This is a genomic window from Janthinobacterium woesei, assembly GCF_051380875.1.
Classification (GTDB): Bacteria; Pseudomonadota; Gammaproteobacteria; order Burkholderiales; family Burkholderiaceae_D; genus Janthinobacterium.
The window spans coordinates 212,518-227,146 of sequence record NZ_JBNYXW010000002.1 but is presented as its reverse complement, the minus strand read 5'-3'; the positions used below and the strand labels follow the sequence as shown (position 1 = coordinate 227,146).

General features: G+C 62.8%; 13 protein-coding genes. 9 read left to right on the top strand and 4 right to left on the bottom strand.

Annotated features, from left to right (window positions below; genetic code table 11):
• The first annotated feature begins 13 nt into the window (after positions 1-13).
• The gene (locus ACQ4W6_RS02815; protein WP_436565664.1) at positions 14-355 is read left to right on the top strand and encodes a hypothetical protein; all 342 of its coding nucleotides are present in this window, start codon (positions 14-16) and stop codon (positions 353-355) included.
• Complete coding sequence (locus tag ACQ4W6_RS02810) at positions 352-900, top strand: ribonuclease HI family protein (RefSeq protein ID WP_436565663.1); 549 nt, start codon at positions 352-354, stop codon at positions 898-900. The genes ACQ4W6_RS02815 and ACQ4W6_RS02810 overlap by 4 nt, the downstream gene beginning before the upstream one ends.
• Here ACQ4W6_RS02810 and ACQ4W6_RS02805 read toward each other — a convergent pair.
• Entirely contained in the window at positions 897-2,534 is a 1,638-nt protein-coding gene (locus tag ACQ4W6_RS02805; RefSeq protein ID WP_436565662.1) for a methyl-accepting chemotaxis protein, read from the bottom strand. The genes ACQ4W6_RS02810 and ACQ4W6_RS02805 overlap by 4 nt on opposite strands.
• Positions 2,535-2,750: 216 nt before the next feature.
• Positions 2,751-3,242 carry a chemotaxis protein CheW gene (locus ACQ4W6_RS02800; RefSeq protein WP_436565661.1) on the bottom strand — a complete coding sequence of 164 codons (492 nt, stop codon included), beginning with the start codon at positions 3,240-3,242 and terminating at the stop codon, positions 2,751-2,753.
• Positions 3,243-3,581: 339 nt separating this feature from the next.
• On the opposite strand from ACQ4W6_RS02800, the gene ACQ4W6_RS02795 reads away from it, so the two are divergent.
• The 4 genes from ACQ4W6_RS02795 (at position 3,582) to ACQ4W6_RS02780 (ending at position 7,459) form a co-directional block, all read left to right on the top strand.
• Complete coding sequence (locus ACQ4W6_RS02795) at positions 3,582-4,232, top strand: HD domain-containing protein (RefSeq protein ID WP_436565660.1); 651 nt, start codon at positions 3,582-3,584, stop codon at positions 4,230-4,232.
• Positions 4,233-4,386: 154 nt separating this feature from the next.
• The gene (locus tag ACQ4W6_RS02790; protein WP_436565659.1) at positions 4,387-5,670 is read left to right on the top strand and encodes a TCR/Tet family MFS transporter; all 1,284 of its coding nucleotides are present in this window, start codon (positions 4,387-4,389) and stop codon (positions 5,668-5,670) included.
• Between the two features lie 100 nt (positions 5,671-5,770).
• Positions 5,771-6,592 carry a substrate-binding periplasmic protein gene (locus tag ACQ4W6_RS02785; protein WP_436565658.1) on the top strand — a complete coding sequence of 274 codons (822 nt, stop codon included), beginning with the start codon at positions 5,771-5,773 and terminating at the stop codon, positions 6,590-6,592.
• Positions 6,593-6,601: 9 nt separating this feature from the next.
• Positions 6,602-7,459: an EamA family transporter gene (locus ACQ4W6_RS02780; protein WP_436565657.1), complete on the top strand. Its 858-nt coding sequence runs from the start codon at positions 6,602-6,604 to the stop codon at positions 7,457-7,459.
• Positions 7,460-7,485: 26 nt separating this feature from the next.
• Here the strand turns inward: ACQ4W6_RS02780 and ACQ4W6_RS02775 are convergent, their stop codons facing one another.
• Entirely contained in the window at positions 7,486-9,435 is a 1,950-nt protein-coding gene (locus ACQ4W6_RS02775) for a CocE/NonD family hydrolase (protein ID WP_436565656.1), read from the bottom strand.
• A 330-nt stretch (positions 9,436-9,765) separates the two neighbouring features.
• Between ACQ4W6_RS02775 and trpS the strand changes: the two genes are divergently transcribed.
• The 3 genes from trpS to ACQ4W6_RS02760 all read left to right on the top strand — a co-directional run bounded on the left by trpS (position 9,766) and on the right by ACQ4W6_RS02760 (position 13,834).
• Positions 9,766-10,842, top strand: coding sequence for a tryptophan--tRNA ligase (trpS, locus tag ACQ4W6_RS02770; protein ID WP_436565655.1), 1,077 nt, complete (start codon positions 9,766-9,768; stop codon positions 10,840-10,842).
• 89 nt (positions 10,843-10,931) lie between these two features.
• A complete protein-coding gene (locus ACQ4W6_RS02765) occupies positions 10,932-12,521 on the top strand; it encodes a pyridoxal-dependent decarboxylase (RefSeq protein WP_436565654.1) in 1,590 nt (529 codons plus the stop codon).
• A gap of 71 nt (positions 12,522-12,592) precedes the next feature.
• Positions 12,593-13,834 (top strand): voltage-gated chloride channel family protein, encoded by a 1,242-nt coding sequence (locus ACQ4W6_RS02760; RefSeq protein ID WP_436565653.1) that lies wholly within the window; start codon positions 12,593-12,595, stop codon positions 13,832-13,834.
• A gap of 16 nt (positions 13,835-13,850) precedes the next feature.
• Here ACQ4W6_RS02760 and ACQ4W6_RS02755 read toward each other — a convergent pair whose 3' ends face one another.
• On the bottom strand, positions 13,851-14,618 hold the full coding sequence (locus tag ACQ4W6_RS02755; RefSeq protein ID WP_436565652.1) for an SDR family NAD(P)-dependent oxidoreductase: 768 nt from the start codon (positions 14,616-14,618) through the stop codon (positions 13,851-13,853).
• Positions 14,619-14,629 lie beyond the last annotated feature (11 nt).

Genomic DNA, 14,629 nt, shown 5'->3' with positions numbered 1-14,629 from the left:
ATACAAGGCGCGCATGAGCGGCTCTCCCCTATCCAGGCGTACGCAGGCACTGCTGCTGTCGGCGCTGGTGTTTCCCGGCAGCGGGCATTTTTTATTGCAACGCAAGGCGCGCGGCTGCGTCTTCCTCGTGCCTGCGCTGATTGCGCTGCTGTTCGCCTTGCGCCAGATCATGGCACGTCTGGACCAGTTAATGGCACAGATCAATAGCGGCGCCCTGCCCCTCGACGTGCAACTGATCGTGGAAAGGGTCGATGCCCTGTCGGCCAGCGACGGCCCCGCCATGACGCTGGCCGTGGGCGTGCTGGCGGCATGCTGGATAGCCAGCCTGGTCGATACCTGGTTTCTCAAGCCATGACGCTGGATGCAGAGGCGCGCAATCAGCGCAATGAACGCAAAACACTGAAGGAACAGAAAATGCAGGCGCGCCGCGCGCAGCTGGCGCTTGCACGCCAGGATGATGGCGGGCCGCTGGCCTGGCGCGGCTGGTTCGACGGCTCCGCCCACCCGAATCCGGGCAAGCTGGGCATAGGCGCCCTGCTGCTGGGGCCGCATGGCGAGCGCATCGAAGTGAGCCAGGGTGCCGGTTACGGCAACAGCAGCGAAGCGGAATATGCGGCCCTGACGGCCGTGCTGCAGGCGGCGCTGGAGCTGCGTCCGCCGCCCACCCAATTGCTGCTGTACGGCGACAGCCAGGTGGTGATCAACGATGTGCTGGGAACGACACCGCTCGGCGCCAAGGGGCTGGAAGCGCAGCGGGCCAGCGTCGTGGCCCTGCTGCAACAATTAAATGCGGTGACACTGCGCTGGCTGCCACGCCACCGCAATGGCGAAGCGGACCGGCTGTCACAGCTGGCGATCACCGCCTGGGTGGCGGAAGATCCGCCACCGCTGGAAGATTAAGCGGCGCGGCCGATCCGCAAAGCATCTTTCTGCTCTTTCGCCGCTGGGCGCTGCATGCCCTTCAAGCCGCTGACGCTGGCCTGCTGGCCATGCAATTTGAACACGCTGACCACTTGCGCCAGATTGTGCGCCTGGTGCTGCATCGATTCGGCGGCAGCCGCCGACTCTTCCACCAGGGCCGCGTTTTGTTGCGTCACGGCATCCATCTGGCCGATGGCGCGGTTGATCTCGTCGATGCCCACGCTTTGCTCGCTGCTGGCGGCCGTGATTTCCGTGATGATGTCGCTCACGCGCTGCACGCTGTCGACAATATCGTTCATAGTCGAACCGGCTTGCGCCACCAGCATGCTGCCCGCGTTGACCTGTTCCACCGAGGCGCCGATCAGGGTCTTGATTTCTTTGGCTGCCGAAGCGGAACGCTGGGCCAGGTTGCGCACTTCAGATGCCACTACGGCAAAGCCGCGGCCCTGCTCGCCGGCACGCGCCGCTTCCACCGCCGCGTTCAGGGCCAGGATATTCGTCTGGAAGGCGATGCCGTCGATGACGGAAATGATGTCGACGATCTTCTTCGAGGAACTGTTGATCGATTCCATCGTGCCCACCACCTGCGCCACCACTGCGCCTCCCTTGACGGCCACTTGCGCCGCCGAGGCCGCCAACTGGTTGGCCTGGCGCGCATTGTCCGCATTCTGCTTCACGGTCGAGGTCAGCTCTTCCATCGAAGAAGCCGTTTCCTCCAGCGAACCGGCTTGCTCTTCCGTGCGGCTCGACAAGTCCTGATTCCCGGCGGCAATTTGCGTCGACGAGGTGGCGATGCTATCCGTGCCGCTGCGCACTTCGCCGACGATATTGAGCAAGCTGGTGTTCATGTCTTTCAGGGCCAGCAGCAATTGCCCGGTTTCATCCTTGGCGCTGGCGTCGATTTGCGCCGTCAAGTCGCCATCGGCCACCTTGCGGGCAATCTCCACGGCCGTGCGCAGGGGGCGCACGATACCCATCGTCAATAACCAGGCGCACACGACGCCAAAGCCCAGCGCCAGCGCGGCCAACGCCAGCAGCAGGTTGCGGCTGGTATTGGCAACATCGTCAATGTCGCGCGCGGTGGCGTCGATGCTGGCGCGCTGGTGTTCCAGCAAGTCCAGCACCATCTTCTGGTATGTCGTGGCGGCCGGCACGAAGGTCTTGCCAAACACCTCATTGGCGGCATCGACCTGGGATTCGCCCTTGAGCTTGTAGACCTGGTCGCGCGAACTGATATATACCTTGCGCTGCTCCAGCAAGCGGGCAAACATGACCTTCTCGTCGGCCTTGTCGATCAGGGCCTCGATCTTCTTTTGCAGTTCGGCCGAGCTGGCCGAGGAGACTTTCGATTCTTCGGCGAAGTAGCCGCTGAGCGTGGTGTCGCTGCTACGGGCGATGGCGATGGTGCGGCGCACGGCGCTGTCGATGCGGCTGTACCAGTCGGAAATATAGCGTTCCTTGGCCAGCGGCTGCTCCATCATGTTGCGCGTGGCAGTGGCCACATCGTGCAAACGCCAGACGCTGATGCCCGTAATGAGCATGGAAAACAGCAAAATAACGGCAAAACCAAGCCCGAGGCGAACACCAATGCTGACGTTTCGTAATAAATTCATGTGACTATCCTAAAGAGCCCTACCGCCAGTATTGAAAGAGGCTGGCGACCACGCCAATGGGGCGTGCGCTGGCTGGCCTTTGTTACAAAGCGGCGTGAAAAATAAACTGGCGCACGGTTCGCTTGAACCGTGCGCCAGGAGATGCGTTAGCGTGCGCCTTGCAGAAAAACCACACAATGCTTGGGGTCAATAGTTTCTAAAAAAACCCCATAGCCGCTAGGCTGCCAGCTTCTCGATCAGGCCCATATCGGCGCTGGACATCAGCAAGTCGATATCGACCAGGATCAGCATGCGTTCATCGATGGTGCCCAGGCCGATCACGTATTCGGTATTGATCGAACGGCCCATGTCCGGCGCTGGCTTGATTTGCTCTGGCAGCAAGGTAGTGACGTCGGAAACGCGGTCGACGACCATGCCGACCACGCGGTTGCCGATATTGAGGATGATGACCACGGTAAACTGGTCATAGCTGGGCGTGCCCAGGTTGAACTTGATGCGCATGTCGACGATCGGCACGATGATGCCGCGCAAGTTGACCACGCCCTTGACGAACTCGGGCGCGTTGGCGATGCGGGTCGGCGTTTCATAACTGCGGATTTCGCTCACTTTCTGGATGTCGATGCCATACTCTTCCTGGCCCAGGGTAAAAGCCAGGTACTCGGCAGCTTTGGCGACAGCCGCGCCAGATTCGCTGGAAATGGTGCTCATGTTGATCCTTTAATTAAATCATGGCACGCTATGCGCATGCCTTTGACGTGACAAGAGCCATCCACAAGGAATGGCTCCCACCGATATCTTTTTGCAAATATTTTTTGGTCATTAGCTTATGCCTCTAATTTCCTTGCGGCAATGTTACCCCATGTAAATTTTACATGCACTAAAAAAGCGCAGGGCGCCACCTGCCGCCAGCGGCCAGCCACGCTTTGCAGGGCGAAATGGCATGCCGCGTCTGAGCTGTGTTGGATTGCCGCCACAGCTTGGGGGCGCTACCGGCGTCGGCGTTTTATGCCACACTAGCCGCCTTTGCTATTTACAAAGTCAGAACCCATGCATTCTTTGCTTTCCCAATGGCAGCCCCGCCTGCTGGCCCTGGCCATTACAGGGTTGGGCGACGACAGCGCCCACGACATCAATCATCTGCACCGCGTCTGGCGCAATGCAGCTCTCCTGCTTGACGAGCACAGCGAAGCGGACGCCCTGATCGTGATGGCCGCCTGCTATCTGCACGACCTGGTCAACTTGCCGAAAAACCATCCCGAGCGCCACCTGGCCTCGCGTCAGGCCGCCGCACTGGCCTGCCGTCAACTGGCGGAACTGGGTTTTCCGGCAGAAAAATTGGCCGGTGTGGCGCACGCCATCGAGACGCACAGCTTTTCCGCCAATTTGCCGGCGCGCACCATCGAAGCGCAGATCGTGCAGGATGCCGACCGTATCGATGCGTTGGGCGCCGTCGGCCTGGCGCGCCTGTTTTACACGGCGGCGCGCATGGACAGCGCGCTGGCGCATGGCAGCGACCCGCTGGCCCGGCAGCGCCCGCTCGATGACAAGGCTTACGCGCTCGACCATATCGTCACCAAGCTCGACAAGCTGCCGGGCAAGATGCAGACGCCGGCGGGCCGCGCCCTGGCCGAACAAAGGCTGGCCGTGCTGACGGATTTTCGCGCCGCCTTTGCCGAGGAATGGGGCAGCGCCGCATAGCATAGCTGGCGATAGCCAGCATCGCGCATGCTGTCTATAATAAGGTTCAGCTATCGCGCCGCGCATCAGCAGGAAGCTGGAACGCGCCGGCGCAACGCCAACAACTGCACTCTGCCAGCCGCACGGCTGCGCCGGGTGCGCGCAGAAAGCAGGCATGTCCGACAACACCTCGCCCGACAGTCATTCCCTGCCCTCCGCCGCCGCGCCTGTGCGCGCCGGCAACCTCAATTTCATCCTCGTGTGTGTTTTCATCGACATGCTGGGCATCGGCCTGGTGGTGCCCGTGCTGCCCATCCTGATCGGCGACTATGTCAGCGGCAAGGAGGCGCAGGCCTTCTGGTACGGCATCATGGCGGCCGTCTTCGGCTTGCTGCAGTTCATCTTCATGCCCATGCTGGGCGCCATCAGCGACCGCGTGGGGCGCCGCCCCGTGCTGCTGTATTCGATGGCCGGCATGGGCGTCAACTTCCTCGCCACCGCGCTGGCACCGAACCTGGCCTGCCTGTTCATCGGCCGCGCCATCGGCGGCGTGTCGTCGGCCAGCATGTCGGTGGCTGCCGCGTATGCGTCCGACATTTCCACCCCGGACAACCGCGCCAAGAGCTTCGGCAAGATCGGCGCCGCCTTCGGCCTGGGCTTCATCTGCGGACCCATGCTGGGCGGCCTGCTGGGCGACGTCAACCTGCACCTGCCCTTCTTTGTGGCGGCGGCCCTGTCGGCGGCCAATTTTATTTACGGCTATTTCTTCGTCCCCGAATCGCTGGCGCCAGGCCCGCGCGCGCCATTCACCCTGGCGCGCATCAATCCGTTTGCCGCCCTGCTGAAACTGGTGCGCCGCGTGGAAATTCGCGGCCTGGTGCTGGCCTTTGGCCTGATGACGTTTGCGCAAATGATGCTCAACACCACCTGGGTGCTGTACACGCACTTTCGCTTCGACTGGACGCCGCGCCAGAACGGCATCGCCCTGTTCTGCGTGGGCCTGTGCGCTGCCGTGGTGCAGGCCGGCCTGCTGGGCATGCTCATCAAGCGTTTCGGTGAAATCCGCCTGTCGCTGCTGGGCATGGCCTCGGGCGCCATCACCTATTTACTGTATGGCCTGGCCACGCAGGGCTGGATGATGTACGCCTTGATCCTGTGCAACTTGCTGGCCTTTGCCGCCGGCCCCGCCCTGCAAGGCATCATCTCGAAGGCATCAAGCGCCAGCGAACAGGGCGAACTGATGGGCTCATTGCAATCAATCAGCAGCCTCGGCATCATCATCATGCCCCTGCTGGGCAGCATGATCCTGGGCGAAGTGAGCCATTTGCCGCAGCAGGACTGGCGCATCGGCAGCACCTTCTATCTGTGCGCCATCATGCAAACCATGGGCATCGTGGTGGCATGGCGCTACTTCAAGGCGCAGCGGGCAGCCAGGCTTGCGGTTTTCACCACAAAGTAGTCGCCAGGATAATATTGTATTTGGGAAATAAATAGGCGAGAATGGAGAAATCAGCCGCGCGTTACCGACGCCCGGCATTTGATGTTGAGCAAGGATGGGTATGACTGACTTTTTTTCCAGCGCCTGGTGCCGAACCGTGGCCATGCTGGTGCTGGCGCTGCCGTCGTTGGCGGGCGCGCAATGCTCGCGCGACATTCGCGTGCCCGTCTCGGCGATCGGCGCCAGCGTCGTGATCAACGGCCCCAGCGTCAGTGGCATCTATCCCGACCTGCTGCGCAGCATGGGTGCCAAGGTCGGCTGCAATTTCGTTTTCACGGCCGTGCCGCGCGCACGCCTGGAAGCGATGTTTGAAGCGGGCAAGGCAGATATGCTGATACCGGCCAGCAGCACGCCGCGGCGCGACGTGCACGGCCTGTTCATTCCCCTGCTGGGCAACCGCCCTCTCCTGATCTCGCTGCAAAGCGCGCGCGCGCCCATCAATAACATGCAGGAATTGATCGAGCGGCGCGAATTGCGCGTGGCGCTGGTGCGTGGCTACGACTATGGCGCGCAGTACCAGGCGCTGGCCAGGGAACTGAGCAGCCAGGGCCGCCTGTTTTATGAAGTCGATGCGCTGTCTGTGGCGCGCCTGATGCAGAGCGGCTTCATCGACGCCACCATCATGGGTCCTACCATCCTCGCCGGCGTGGCGCAAATCGATGCGCGCGTGTACGGCCTGGCCGACCGATTGCGCCTGGAAGCGTTGCCGGAGTTACCCTGGGGCATGAGCGGCGTCTACCTGTCGCGCAAGTCGCTGACGGCGCAAGACCAGGCCACCCTGCGCGAACTGCTGGAAAAGGCCGGCCGCTCGGGTGCGCTGATGGACGGCTTCCAGCGCCATCACCGGCCGGAACTGCTATCGCTCAGCATACGCCCCCGTTAAGGTAGCCGCATGTCCGGCCTGGTCGCCGCCGTCGTTTTATTTGCCGCGCTGCTGCATGCCAGCTGGAATGCCATCGTCAAGTCGGGCAAGGATATTTTTCTCAGCACGGTGCTGGTGTCGGTGAGCGCCGCCTGCATTTCCCTGGCCGCACTCCCCTTTCTCGCCGCGCCCTCGCCCGCCAGTTGGCCTTACCTGAGCGCCTCGGCCGTGGTACAGCTGGCCTACTATTCGCTGCTGGCCGCCGCCTACAAGACGGGCGACATGAGCCACACCTACCCTTTGATGCGCGGCAGCGCGCCCTTGCTCGTGGCGCTGGCCAGCTGGCCGCTCATCGGCGAACGCCTTTCCCCCATGCAAATGGGCGCCGTCGGCTGCATCTGCGCCGGCATCTTCGGCCTGTATTTCGCCGCGCGCCTGCCCGCCACGGCCAGCGCGCCGAGCAGCACGGGGCGCGCCACCGCCTTTGCGCTGGGCAACGCCGTCGTCATCGCCAGCTATACCCTGATCGACGGCATCGGCGTGCGCCTGTCCGGCGCGCCAGCCGCCTATACCATGTGGATTTTTGTCTTGAACGGCGCCGGACTGCTGCTGTGGACGGCAATGCGCCGCCCGGCCGACTTGCTGGCGTATGCGAAAACGCGATGGCCTCTGGCCGCCTTTGGCGGCTTTGGCTCGCTGGCCTCGTACGGCCTGGCCCTGTGGGCCATGACGCAGGCGCCCGTCGCCGCCATCGCCGCCCTGCGCGAAACATCGATCCTGTTCGCCATCGCCATCGCGGCGCTGTTCCTGCGCGAAAAAATCAGCCGCCGCCGCTACCTGGCCATTGTCCTGATCGCGGCGGGGGCAGTGCTCATGCGTGCTGGCTAAATGCCAGCACGCATGAGCACTGAAAGTTACTCGTTTGGCGTGATCGGCAACTCGATCGCGCTACCCGCCCCTGCCGCGTGGTACACGCGCTGCGTCGCCTTTTTATAATCATCTGGCTGGGCCAGGAAGATGTTCGGCACGAAGGTTTGCGGGTTGCGGTCGTACAGCGGGAACCAGCTCGACTGCACTTGCACGGCGATGCGGTGGCCGGGCAGGAAGACATGGTTGGCGTTTGGCAAGGCAAAACGGTAGCGCTCGACCTTGCCGGCTGGAATGGCCGTCGGATGCTCGAAGCTGTCGCGGTAGCGGCCGCGGAAGATATCCATCGCCACGCCCAGCTGGTAGCCGCCCATGGCTGGCTGCGACGGCACTTCGTCCGGGTAGACGTCGATCAGTTTCACCACCCAGTCGGCATCCGTGCCGCTGGTGGCGGCAAACAGATTGACCACGGGCGCGCCGGCGATGCGCACGGCCTGTTGCAACGGTTCCGACAGATAGCTGAGCACGTCCGTGCGGTCGGCATAGCCGCGCTGGTCGCTGACCAGCCATGGTTTCCACTGATCGCCGTCACTCAGACGCACGGGCCGCGCCACGAACGGCACGGGCTTGGCCGGGTCGGCCACGTATTCATCGAATGCGCCACTGGCCGCGTCCACCGCCGTTTGCGCTGGCGCAAAGCCCAGCTTGTAGCCATCGTGCAGGTAGATCGGCGTCAGCCTGGTATCGCAGGTGTCGCACGCCAGCGGCCACTGCTGCAAACGCTGCCACTGGTTGGTGCCGCTCTGGTACGAGGTGACAGGGGCCGTGTTCGCTTCCGGCGCGCCATCCTTCAGGTATTGATTCAGGAACGGCTGCATGACTTTTTCACGGAACTGGCGCGCCGTGTCGCCGTCAAATTTCAAGGCGCCGAGGCTGGAGCCTTCATAGTTGACGCCGCTGTGGCGCCACGGCCCCACGGCCAGGTAATTGAGGTTGTTGCGCTTGTCGCGCCCTTCCATCGCCGCATAGGTCGCGTAGGCGCCGTAGATATCTTCCTGGTCCCATTGCCCCACCACATGCATGGTGGGCACAATCAAAGGGCGGTTCGCGAGGATCTTGTCGAGCGCCTGTTCCTGCCAGTAACTGTCGTAGGCCGGGTGTTCGAACAGCTTTTTCGTGTAGGTCAGCTTGTCGATGCCGAATTTCTTCGCATAATCGCTGGCCGAGCCGATGCGCAGGTAGGCATCATACTCGTCGTAGACGCCCAGCACGGGCGACTCGGCGCTGCCGCGCACGCTCGTCTGCCAGGCCAGGTATGACAGGCTGGGCATGCGGAAGGCGCCGTTGTGGAACCAGTCGTCGCCACGCCAGCCATCGACCATGGCGCTCATGGGAATGGCCACCTTCAGCGCCGGATGCGGATCGACCAGGGCCATCAGCACCGTGTGGCCCTCGTACGAGGAACCCAGCATGCCCACCTTGCCATTGCTTTCGGGCACGTTCTTCACCAGCCAGTCTATCGTATCCCACGCGTCCGTGACGTTGTCGACGCGGCTTGCGTTCAGGGGACCGCGCACGGGCCGCGTCATCACATAGTCGCCTTCCGAACCGTGCTTGCCGCGCACATCCTGGAAGACACGGATATAGCCGTTTTCCACCAGGGTATCGTCGCCCTGCGGCAAGGTGGCCAGCATGCTGGCGCTGGCCACGCGCTGGGCCCGGCGGGCGGCGTTGTACGGCGTGCGCGTCAGCATGATCGGCGCTCTTTTCGCGCCCTGCGGCACCACGATTACCGTGTACAGCTTGACGCCGTCGCGCATGGGCACCATCACCACGCGCTTGACGTAATCGTTCACATCGGGCATCACCAGCCTGGCGCCGATATCGGGCGTCATCGGAGGCGTTTGCGCCAGCACGGGCGCAAAAAATAGGGAACTGCACAGGGAACTGATAACCAGGGCCAGGCCGGGGAGCCGAACGGGTGACGACACGCGCATACTGTTCTCCAATGGATTCATGCCACGCAAAAGTGGCCGAACGGCAATAGTACCCGGAAAGCAAGTCCGGCAGAAGGCAAGCCGATCATGCAGCTCGACCATGCAGCGCTGCAGATAAATCGGGGCGCAACTTGACAGAACGCGTGCGAACTGCAACCATAACGCCATGAAATTTATCCCGTCACAACACGCCTGCTTGAATTGGTGGTCCCGCTCACTCCGCGCGGCCACTGCATAGTGATGTGATCATGATCAACGCCGCCTCGATCGGTGGCGTAACAGGCTCCAGCCTGGATCATCCCCGATGCAGGCGGCTCAAAAGGAAACTTGATGAGCTTGCCTAATACCCCAGATACTCCCGACACCGACAACACCCCGGCAGCCCCTCTGTCCGCCGCTGCCATCGCTTCGCAATCGGTGATCCTGACGGGCGACCGCCCGACCGGCCCATTGCACCTGGGCCACTACGTGGGCAGCCTGCGCGACCGCGTTTCCTATCAGAACAGCTACAAGCAATTCATCATGCTGGCCGACGCCCAGGCGCTGACGGACAATATGGACGACATCGCCAAGGTGCACCGCAACGTCGTCGAAGTGGCGCTGGACTATTTGGCCGTCGGCATCGACCCCACCAAGACCACGGTCTTCATCCAGTCGCAGATTCCCGAACTGGCCGAGCTGACCTTTTACTACTTGAACATCGTCACCGTGGCGCGCCTCGAGCGCAACCCTACCGTCAAGGAAGAAATCCGCCTGCGCGGCTTCGAGCGCGACATTCCAGCCGGCTTCTTGACCTACCCGGCCAGCCAGGCGGCCGATATCACGGCCTTCAAGGCGGGCGTGGTGCCGGTCGGTGAAGACCAGATCCCGATGATCGAGCAAACGAATGAAATCGTGCGCCGCTTCAACCGCATGTACAACCGCGAAGTATTGATGGAATGCAAGGCGCTGGTGCCGGACATCGGCCGCCTGCCCGGCATCGACGGCAAGGCGAAGATGAGCAAGTCGCTGGGCAACACCATCAACCTGGGCGCGACATCTGCCGACATCACGGCCGCCGTGAAAAAAGTCTATACCGACCCGCTGCACCTGCGCGTGGAAGATCCGGGCCACCTGGAAGGCAACGTTGCCTTTACCTACCTCGATGCGTTTGACCCGGAAAAAGCGGCCCTGGCCGAAATGAAAGCCCATTACGTGCGCGGCGGCCTGGGTGACAGCATCGTCAAGAAGCGCCTGGACGTGGTGCTGCAAGAATTGCTGGCGCCGATCCGCGCGCGCCGCGAAGAATTCGCCAAGGACAAGGGCCAGGTCATCCAGATGCTGAAAGAAGGCACGTTCAAGGCGCGCGAAGTGGCAGCCCGCACGGCCGATGAAGTCAAGTCCGCGCTGGGCCTGAACTACTTTTAATTAAAATCAACCCAACGGCGAAATCAGGGGCCGGACCCACCGGGTCTGGCCCCGATGTTCCTACGCCACTGATGTAAAGACAAGGCGCAATGACCGATACCGCTATCGAACAGCTGCTGCAGCAGCATTTTTCCATCGATGCACTGCAGCGCTCGCCCGCGCCTTTGCAAGAGGCGCTGCGCATGCTGGGCGGCTGGCTGGCCGCCGACCGCGCCGCGCCGTATCCGCACACGCCGTATGCTGAACTGCTGACGCAATTGTCCGACACGAGCCTGCCCGAGCACGGCATGCCCGTGGCCGCCTTCCTGGAGCAACTCGACACCACCGTGCTGGCCAATACGGCCCAGCTGAACCACCCGCAATACATCGGCCACATGACCCAGGCCTTGCCCTGGGTCAGCGTGCTGGCCGAAGCGTTTACAGCCGCCCTGAACCAGAACCAGGTGAAGATCGAGACGGCGTATGTCTCGACCCTGATCGAAAAGCAGGTCCTCGGCTGGCTGCACCGCCAGGTGTACCAGCAAGCCGACGCCGTCTACACGCAAGCCATGGCCGCCACCAGCGGTGCACTGGGCAATGTCGTCAATGGCGGCACCATGGGTAATTTGACGGCGCTGGCCGTAGCCCTGGAGAAACAATTGCCCGGCACGCGCAAGCGCGGCCTGTTTGCCACCATGCAAGACTGCGCTTACGCCGGAGTGGCCGTGATCGGCTCGGCGCGCAGCCATTATTCCGTCAAGAAAGCCCTGGCCACCCTGGGCCTCGGTGAAAACGCCCTGCGCCTGGTGGCCGTCGAGCGCGACAACCGCATCGATATTGCCGCGCTGGAAAGCACGATTGCGGACTTGAAATTGCGCAATATCAAGATCATCGCCATGGTCGGCATCGCCGGCACCACGGAAACGGGCGCCATCGACCCGCTGGCCGCCATGGCGCAAATAGCCGCGCGCGAAGGCATCTGGTTCCACGTGGACGCGGCCTGGGGCGGCGCCCTCTTGATCGCCGAGCAGTACCGCGCCCTGTACGACGGCATCGCCCTGGCCGACTCCGTCGTCATCGACGGGCATAAATTGCTGTGGGTGCCGATGGCGCAAAGCATGGTGCTGTTCAAGGACAGCGCCAGCCTGAACTTGCTGAAACACAATGCCAACTACATCTTGCGCGACAACTCGGGCGACTTGGGCCAGACGTCCCTGGAAGGCTCGCGCCGCTTCGATGCCTTGAAGCTGTGGACCTCGTTCAAGGTGCTGGGGGTGTCCGGCTACACCACCCTGCTGCAGCAGGCGGCCACCCTGTCCAGCCAGTTGCTGGCCTTGCTGGCCGACCAGCAGGATTTCGAGCTGCTCACGCGCTCCGACACCTTCATCCTCACCTACCGCTACGTGCCCGCACACTTGCGCCAGTGCATGGAAAGCTTGCTGGCCGGCGGCCAGGTGGATGCGGCCGCCGAGCTCAACAAGCAGTTGAACACGCTCAACGCCAGGCTGCAGAACCGCCAGAAGGCGGAAGGCCGCAGCTTTGTCTCGCGCACGGTGCTGGAATCGACGCGTTATCCGGGACCAACGAATGTATTGCGCGTGGTGATGACCAACGTCAAGACGCGCCCCCACCATTTGCGCGCCATCCTGGCCGAGCAGCGCGCCATCGGGCAGGCGCTGGTGGCTGAGCTGGGCTTGTAAGGCCTGGGCTTATCCGCAGCATCTGCAATATCAGCCATACCACCCACCCATCAGCCCTGACTGGATGCCCGATGCAGCGGATTTCCGCCCTGACAGATTTACTCATGTATCTCATCAAATGGCTGCTGCTAGCCTTGGCTGTGGCCATGCTGGCGGGGTCGGCCTCGGCCGGTTTCCTGTTCGCCCTCGAATGGGCCACCGCGACGCGGCGGGCGCACGCCTGGCTGATCTGGCTGCTGCCCGTGGCGGGCTTTGCCGTCGGCTGGCTGTATTTGCGCTATGGCAATAGCGTGGAAGGCGGCGCAAATTTGCTCATCGATGAAATCCACGATCCGAAAAAAATCATTCCGTTGCGCATGGCGCCGCTAGTGCTGGGCGCCACCGTCGTCTCGCACCTGTTCGGCGCCTCCGTGGGGCGTGAAGGCACGGCCGTGCAGATGGGTGGCGCGCTGGCCGACCAGCTCACGCGTTTGTTTCGCCTCAGCAACGAGGACCGCCGCATCATCTTGATGGCCGGCATCAGCGCCGGCTTTGCCTCCGTCTTCGGCACGCCGCTGGCAGGCGCCATCTTCGGCCTGGAAGTGCTGGCCATCGGCCGCTTGCGCTACGAAGCCATGCTGCCCTGCCTGGCGGCCGCCGTCATCGCCGACCAGGTGGGTCTGCTGTGGGGTGTGCATCACACCCACTATGCCGTGCCCCTCATTCCTGCCCTCTCGGCCTGGACCCTGGGCGCCATGGTGGTCGCCGGCATGCTGTTCGGCGTGACCGGCAAGGTGTTTGCGCAAGCCACGCACGGCTTGAGCGGCTCGATGCAGCGCTGGATCAGCTACGCCCCGCTGCGCCCGCTGGCCGGCGGCGTGGCCGTCGCTGGCGCCGTATGGCTGCTGGGCACGGACAAATACATCGGCTTGGGCATTCCTACCATTGTCGAGGCCCTGAAGGAACCGCTGCCCGCCTGGGATTTCCTCGGCAAGATGGCGTTGACCATCGTTTCACTGGGCACGGGCTTCAAGGGCGGCGAAGTGACGCCCCTGTTCTTCATCGGGGCAACCCTGGGCAATGCGCTGGGGCCTTTGCTGCATCAACCCGCCACCTTGCTGGCCGCCATCGGCTTTGTCGCCGTCTTCGCGGGCGCTGCCAACACGCCGATCGCCTCGACCCTGATGGCGATGGAACTGTTCGGCGCCGAGATCGGCGTATATGCGGCCATCGCCTGCGTGGTGGCGTATCTGTTTTCCGGCCACGCAGGCATCTACCGGGCGCAGCGCAGCGGGCATGCCAAGCGCCATCGCGGCCAGGATCTTGCGCCATGACCGCCCATGCTGTACATCAGAGCATCATGCCGCCAGACACTTCGATGCGCTGGCCGGTGACCCAGTTGTTGCCCTCAGACAGTAGTGCCGCTATCGCGCCGCCCACGTCGTCGGGAAGTCCCACGCGGCCGAGTGCAGTGACACTGGAGAGGTGGGCATTTACCTGCGGGTTGTCGCGCACCATGCCGCCGCCAAAATCGGTCTCTATGGCGCCCGGTGCAATGGTGTTGACTGTGATCCCCCGTGATCCCAGTTCCTTCGCCAGGTAACGCGTCAGCACCTCGATGCCGCCTTTCATCGTCGCGTAAGCGGCGTAGCCAGGGAAGGTGAAACGGGCCAAGCCGGACGATGTGTTGACGATACGCCCGCCGTCCTTGAGCAGCGGCAACAGCTTCTGTGTCAGGAAGAAGGTGCCCTTGAGGTGGATGTTGAAGAGCAAGTCAAACTGCTCTTCCGTCGTGTCTGCGAATGACGCCTGAAAACCGATGCCGGCATTGTTGACCAGGTAGTCAAACTGCTCACGTTGCCACGACTGCGCCAGCACGGACTTCACGCAGTCGGCGAACGCGCCAAAGCTCCTGCTGTCGGCCATGTCGAGGCGAAGCGCTACGGCGCGGCGGCCCAATGCTTCAATTTGACGCACGACTTCATGCGCGTCGCTCTCGCTATCCTTGTAAGTAAGGATAAGGTCAACGCCTTGTTGTGCAAGCTTGAGTGCCGTGTTACGGCCCAGGCCACGGCTGGCGCCGGTGACCAGTGCGATGCGGGTGCTTGATTTGCTCATGTCGGTTTCCT

What these genes read in the sequence shown, in the direction of transcription:
- ACQ4W6_RS02785 (WP_436565658.1), top strand. Translation starts at nt 5,771, where the DNA reads ATGACTGACTTTTTTTCCAGCGCCTGGTGCCGAACCGTGGCCATGCTG.
- trpS (WP_436565655.1), top strand. Translation starts at nt 9,766, where the DNA reads ATGAGCTTGCCTAATACCCCAGATACTCCCGACACCGACAACACCCCG.
- ACQ4W6_RS02775 (WP_436565656.1), bottom strand. Translation starts at nt 9,435, where the DNA reads ATGCGCGTGTCGTCACCCGTTCGGCTCCCCGGCCTGGCCCTGGTTATC.
- ACQ4W6_RS02795 (WP_436565660.1), top strand. Translation starts at nt 3,582, where the DNA reads ATGCATTCTTTGCTTTCCCAATGGCAGCCCCGCCTGCTGGCCCTGGCC.
- ACQ4W6_RS02760 (WP_436565653.1), top strand. Translation starts at nt 12,593, where the DNA reads ATGCAGCGGATTTCCGCCCTGACAGATTTACTCATGTATCTCATCAAA.
- ACQ4W6_RS02800 (WP_436565661.1), bottom strand. Translation starts at nt 3,242, where the DNA reads ATGAGCACCATTTCCAGCGAATCTGGCGCGGCTGTCGCCAAAGCTGCC.
- ACQ4W6_RS02805 (WP_436565662.1), bottom strand. Translation starts at nt 2,534, where the DNA reads ATGAATTTATTACGAAACGTCAGCATTGGTGTTCGCCTCGGGCTTGGT.
- ACQ4W6_RS02755 (WP_436565652.1), bottom strand. Translation starts at nt 14,618, where the DNA reads ATGAGCAAATCAAGCACCCGCATCGCACTGGTCACCGGCGCCAGCCGT.
- ACQ4W6_RS02765 (WP_436565654.1), top strand. Translation starts at nt 10,932, where the DNA reads ATGACCGATACCGCTATCGAACAGCTGCTGCAGCAGCATTTTTCCATC.
- ACQ4W6_RS02790 (WP_436565659.1), top strand. Translation starts at nt 4,387, where the DNA reads ATGTCCGACAACACCTCGCCCGACAGTCATTCCCTGCCCTCCGCCGCC.
- ACQ4W6_RS02780 (WP_436565657.1), top strand. Translation starts at nt 6,602, where the DNA reads ATGTCCGGCCTGGTCGCCGCCGTCGTTTTATTTGCCGCGCTGCTGCAT.
- ACQ4W6_RS02810 (WP_436565663.1), top strand. Translation starts at nt 352, where the DNA reads ATGACGCTGGATGCAGAGGCGCGCAATCAGCGCAATGAACGCAAAACA.
- ACQ4W6_RS02815 (WP_436565664.1), top strand. Translation starts at nt 14, where the DNA reads ATGAGCGGCTCTCCCCTATCCAGGCGTACGCAGGCACTGCTGCTGTCG.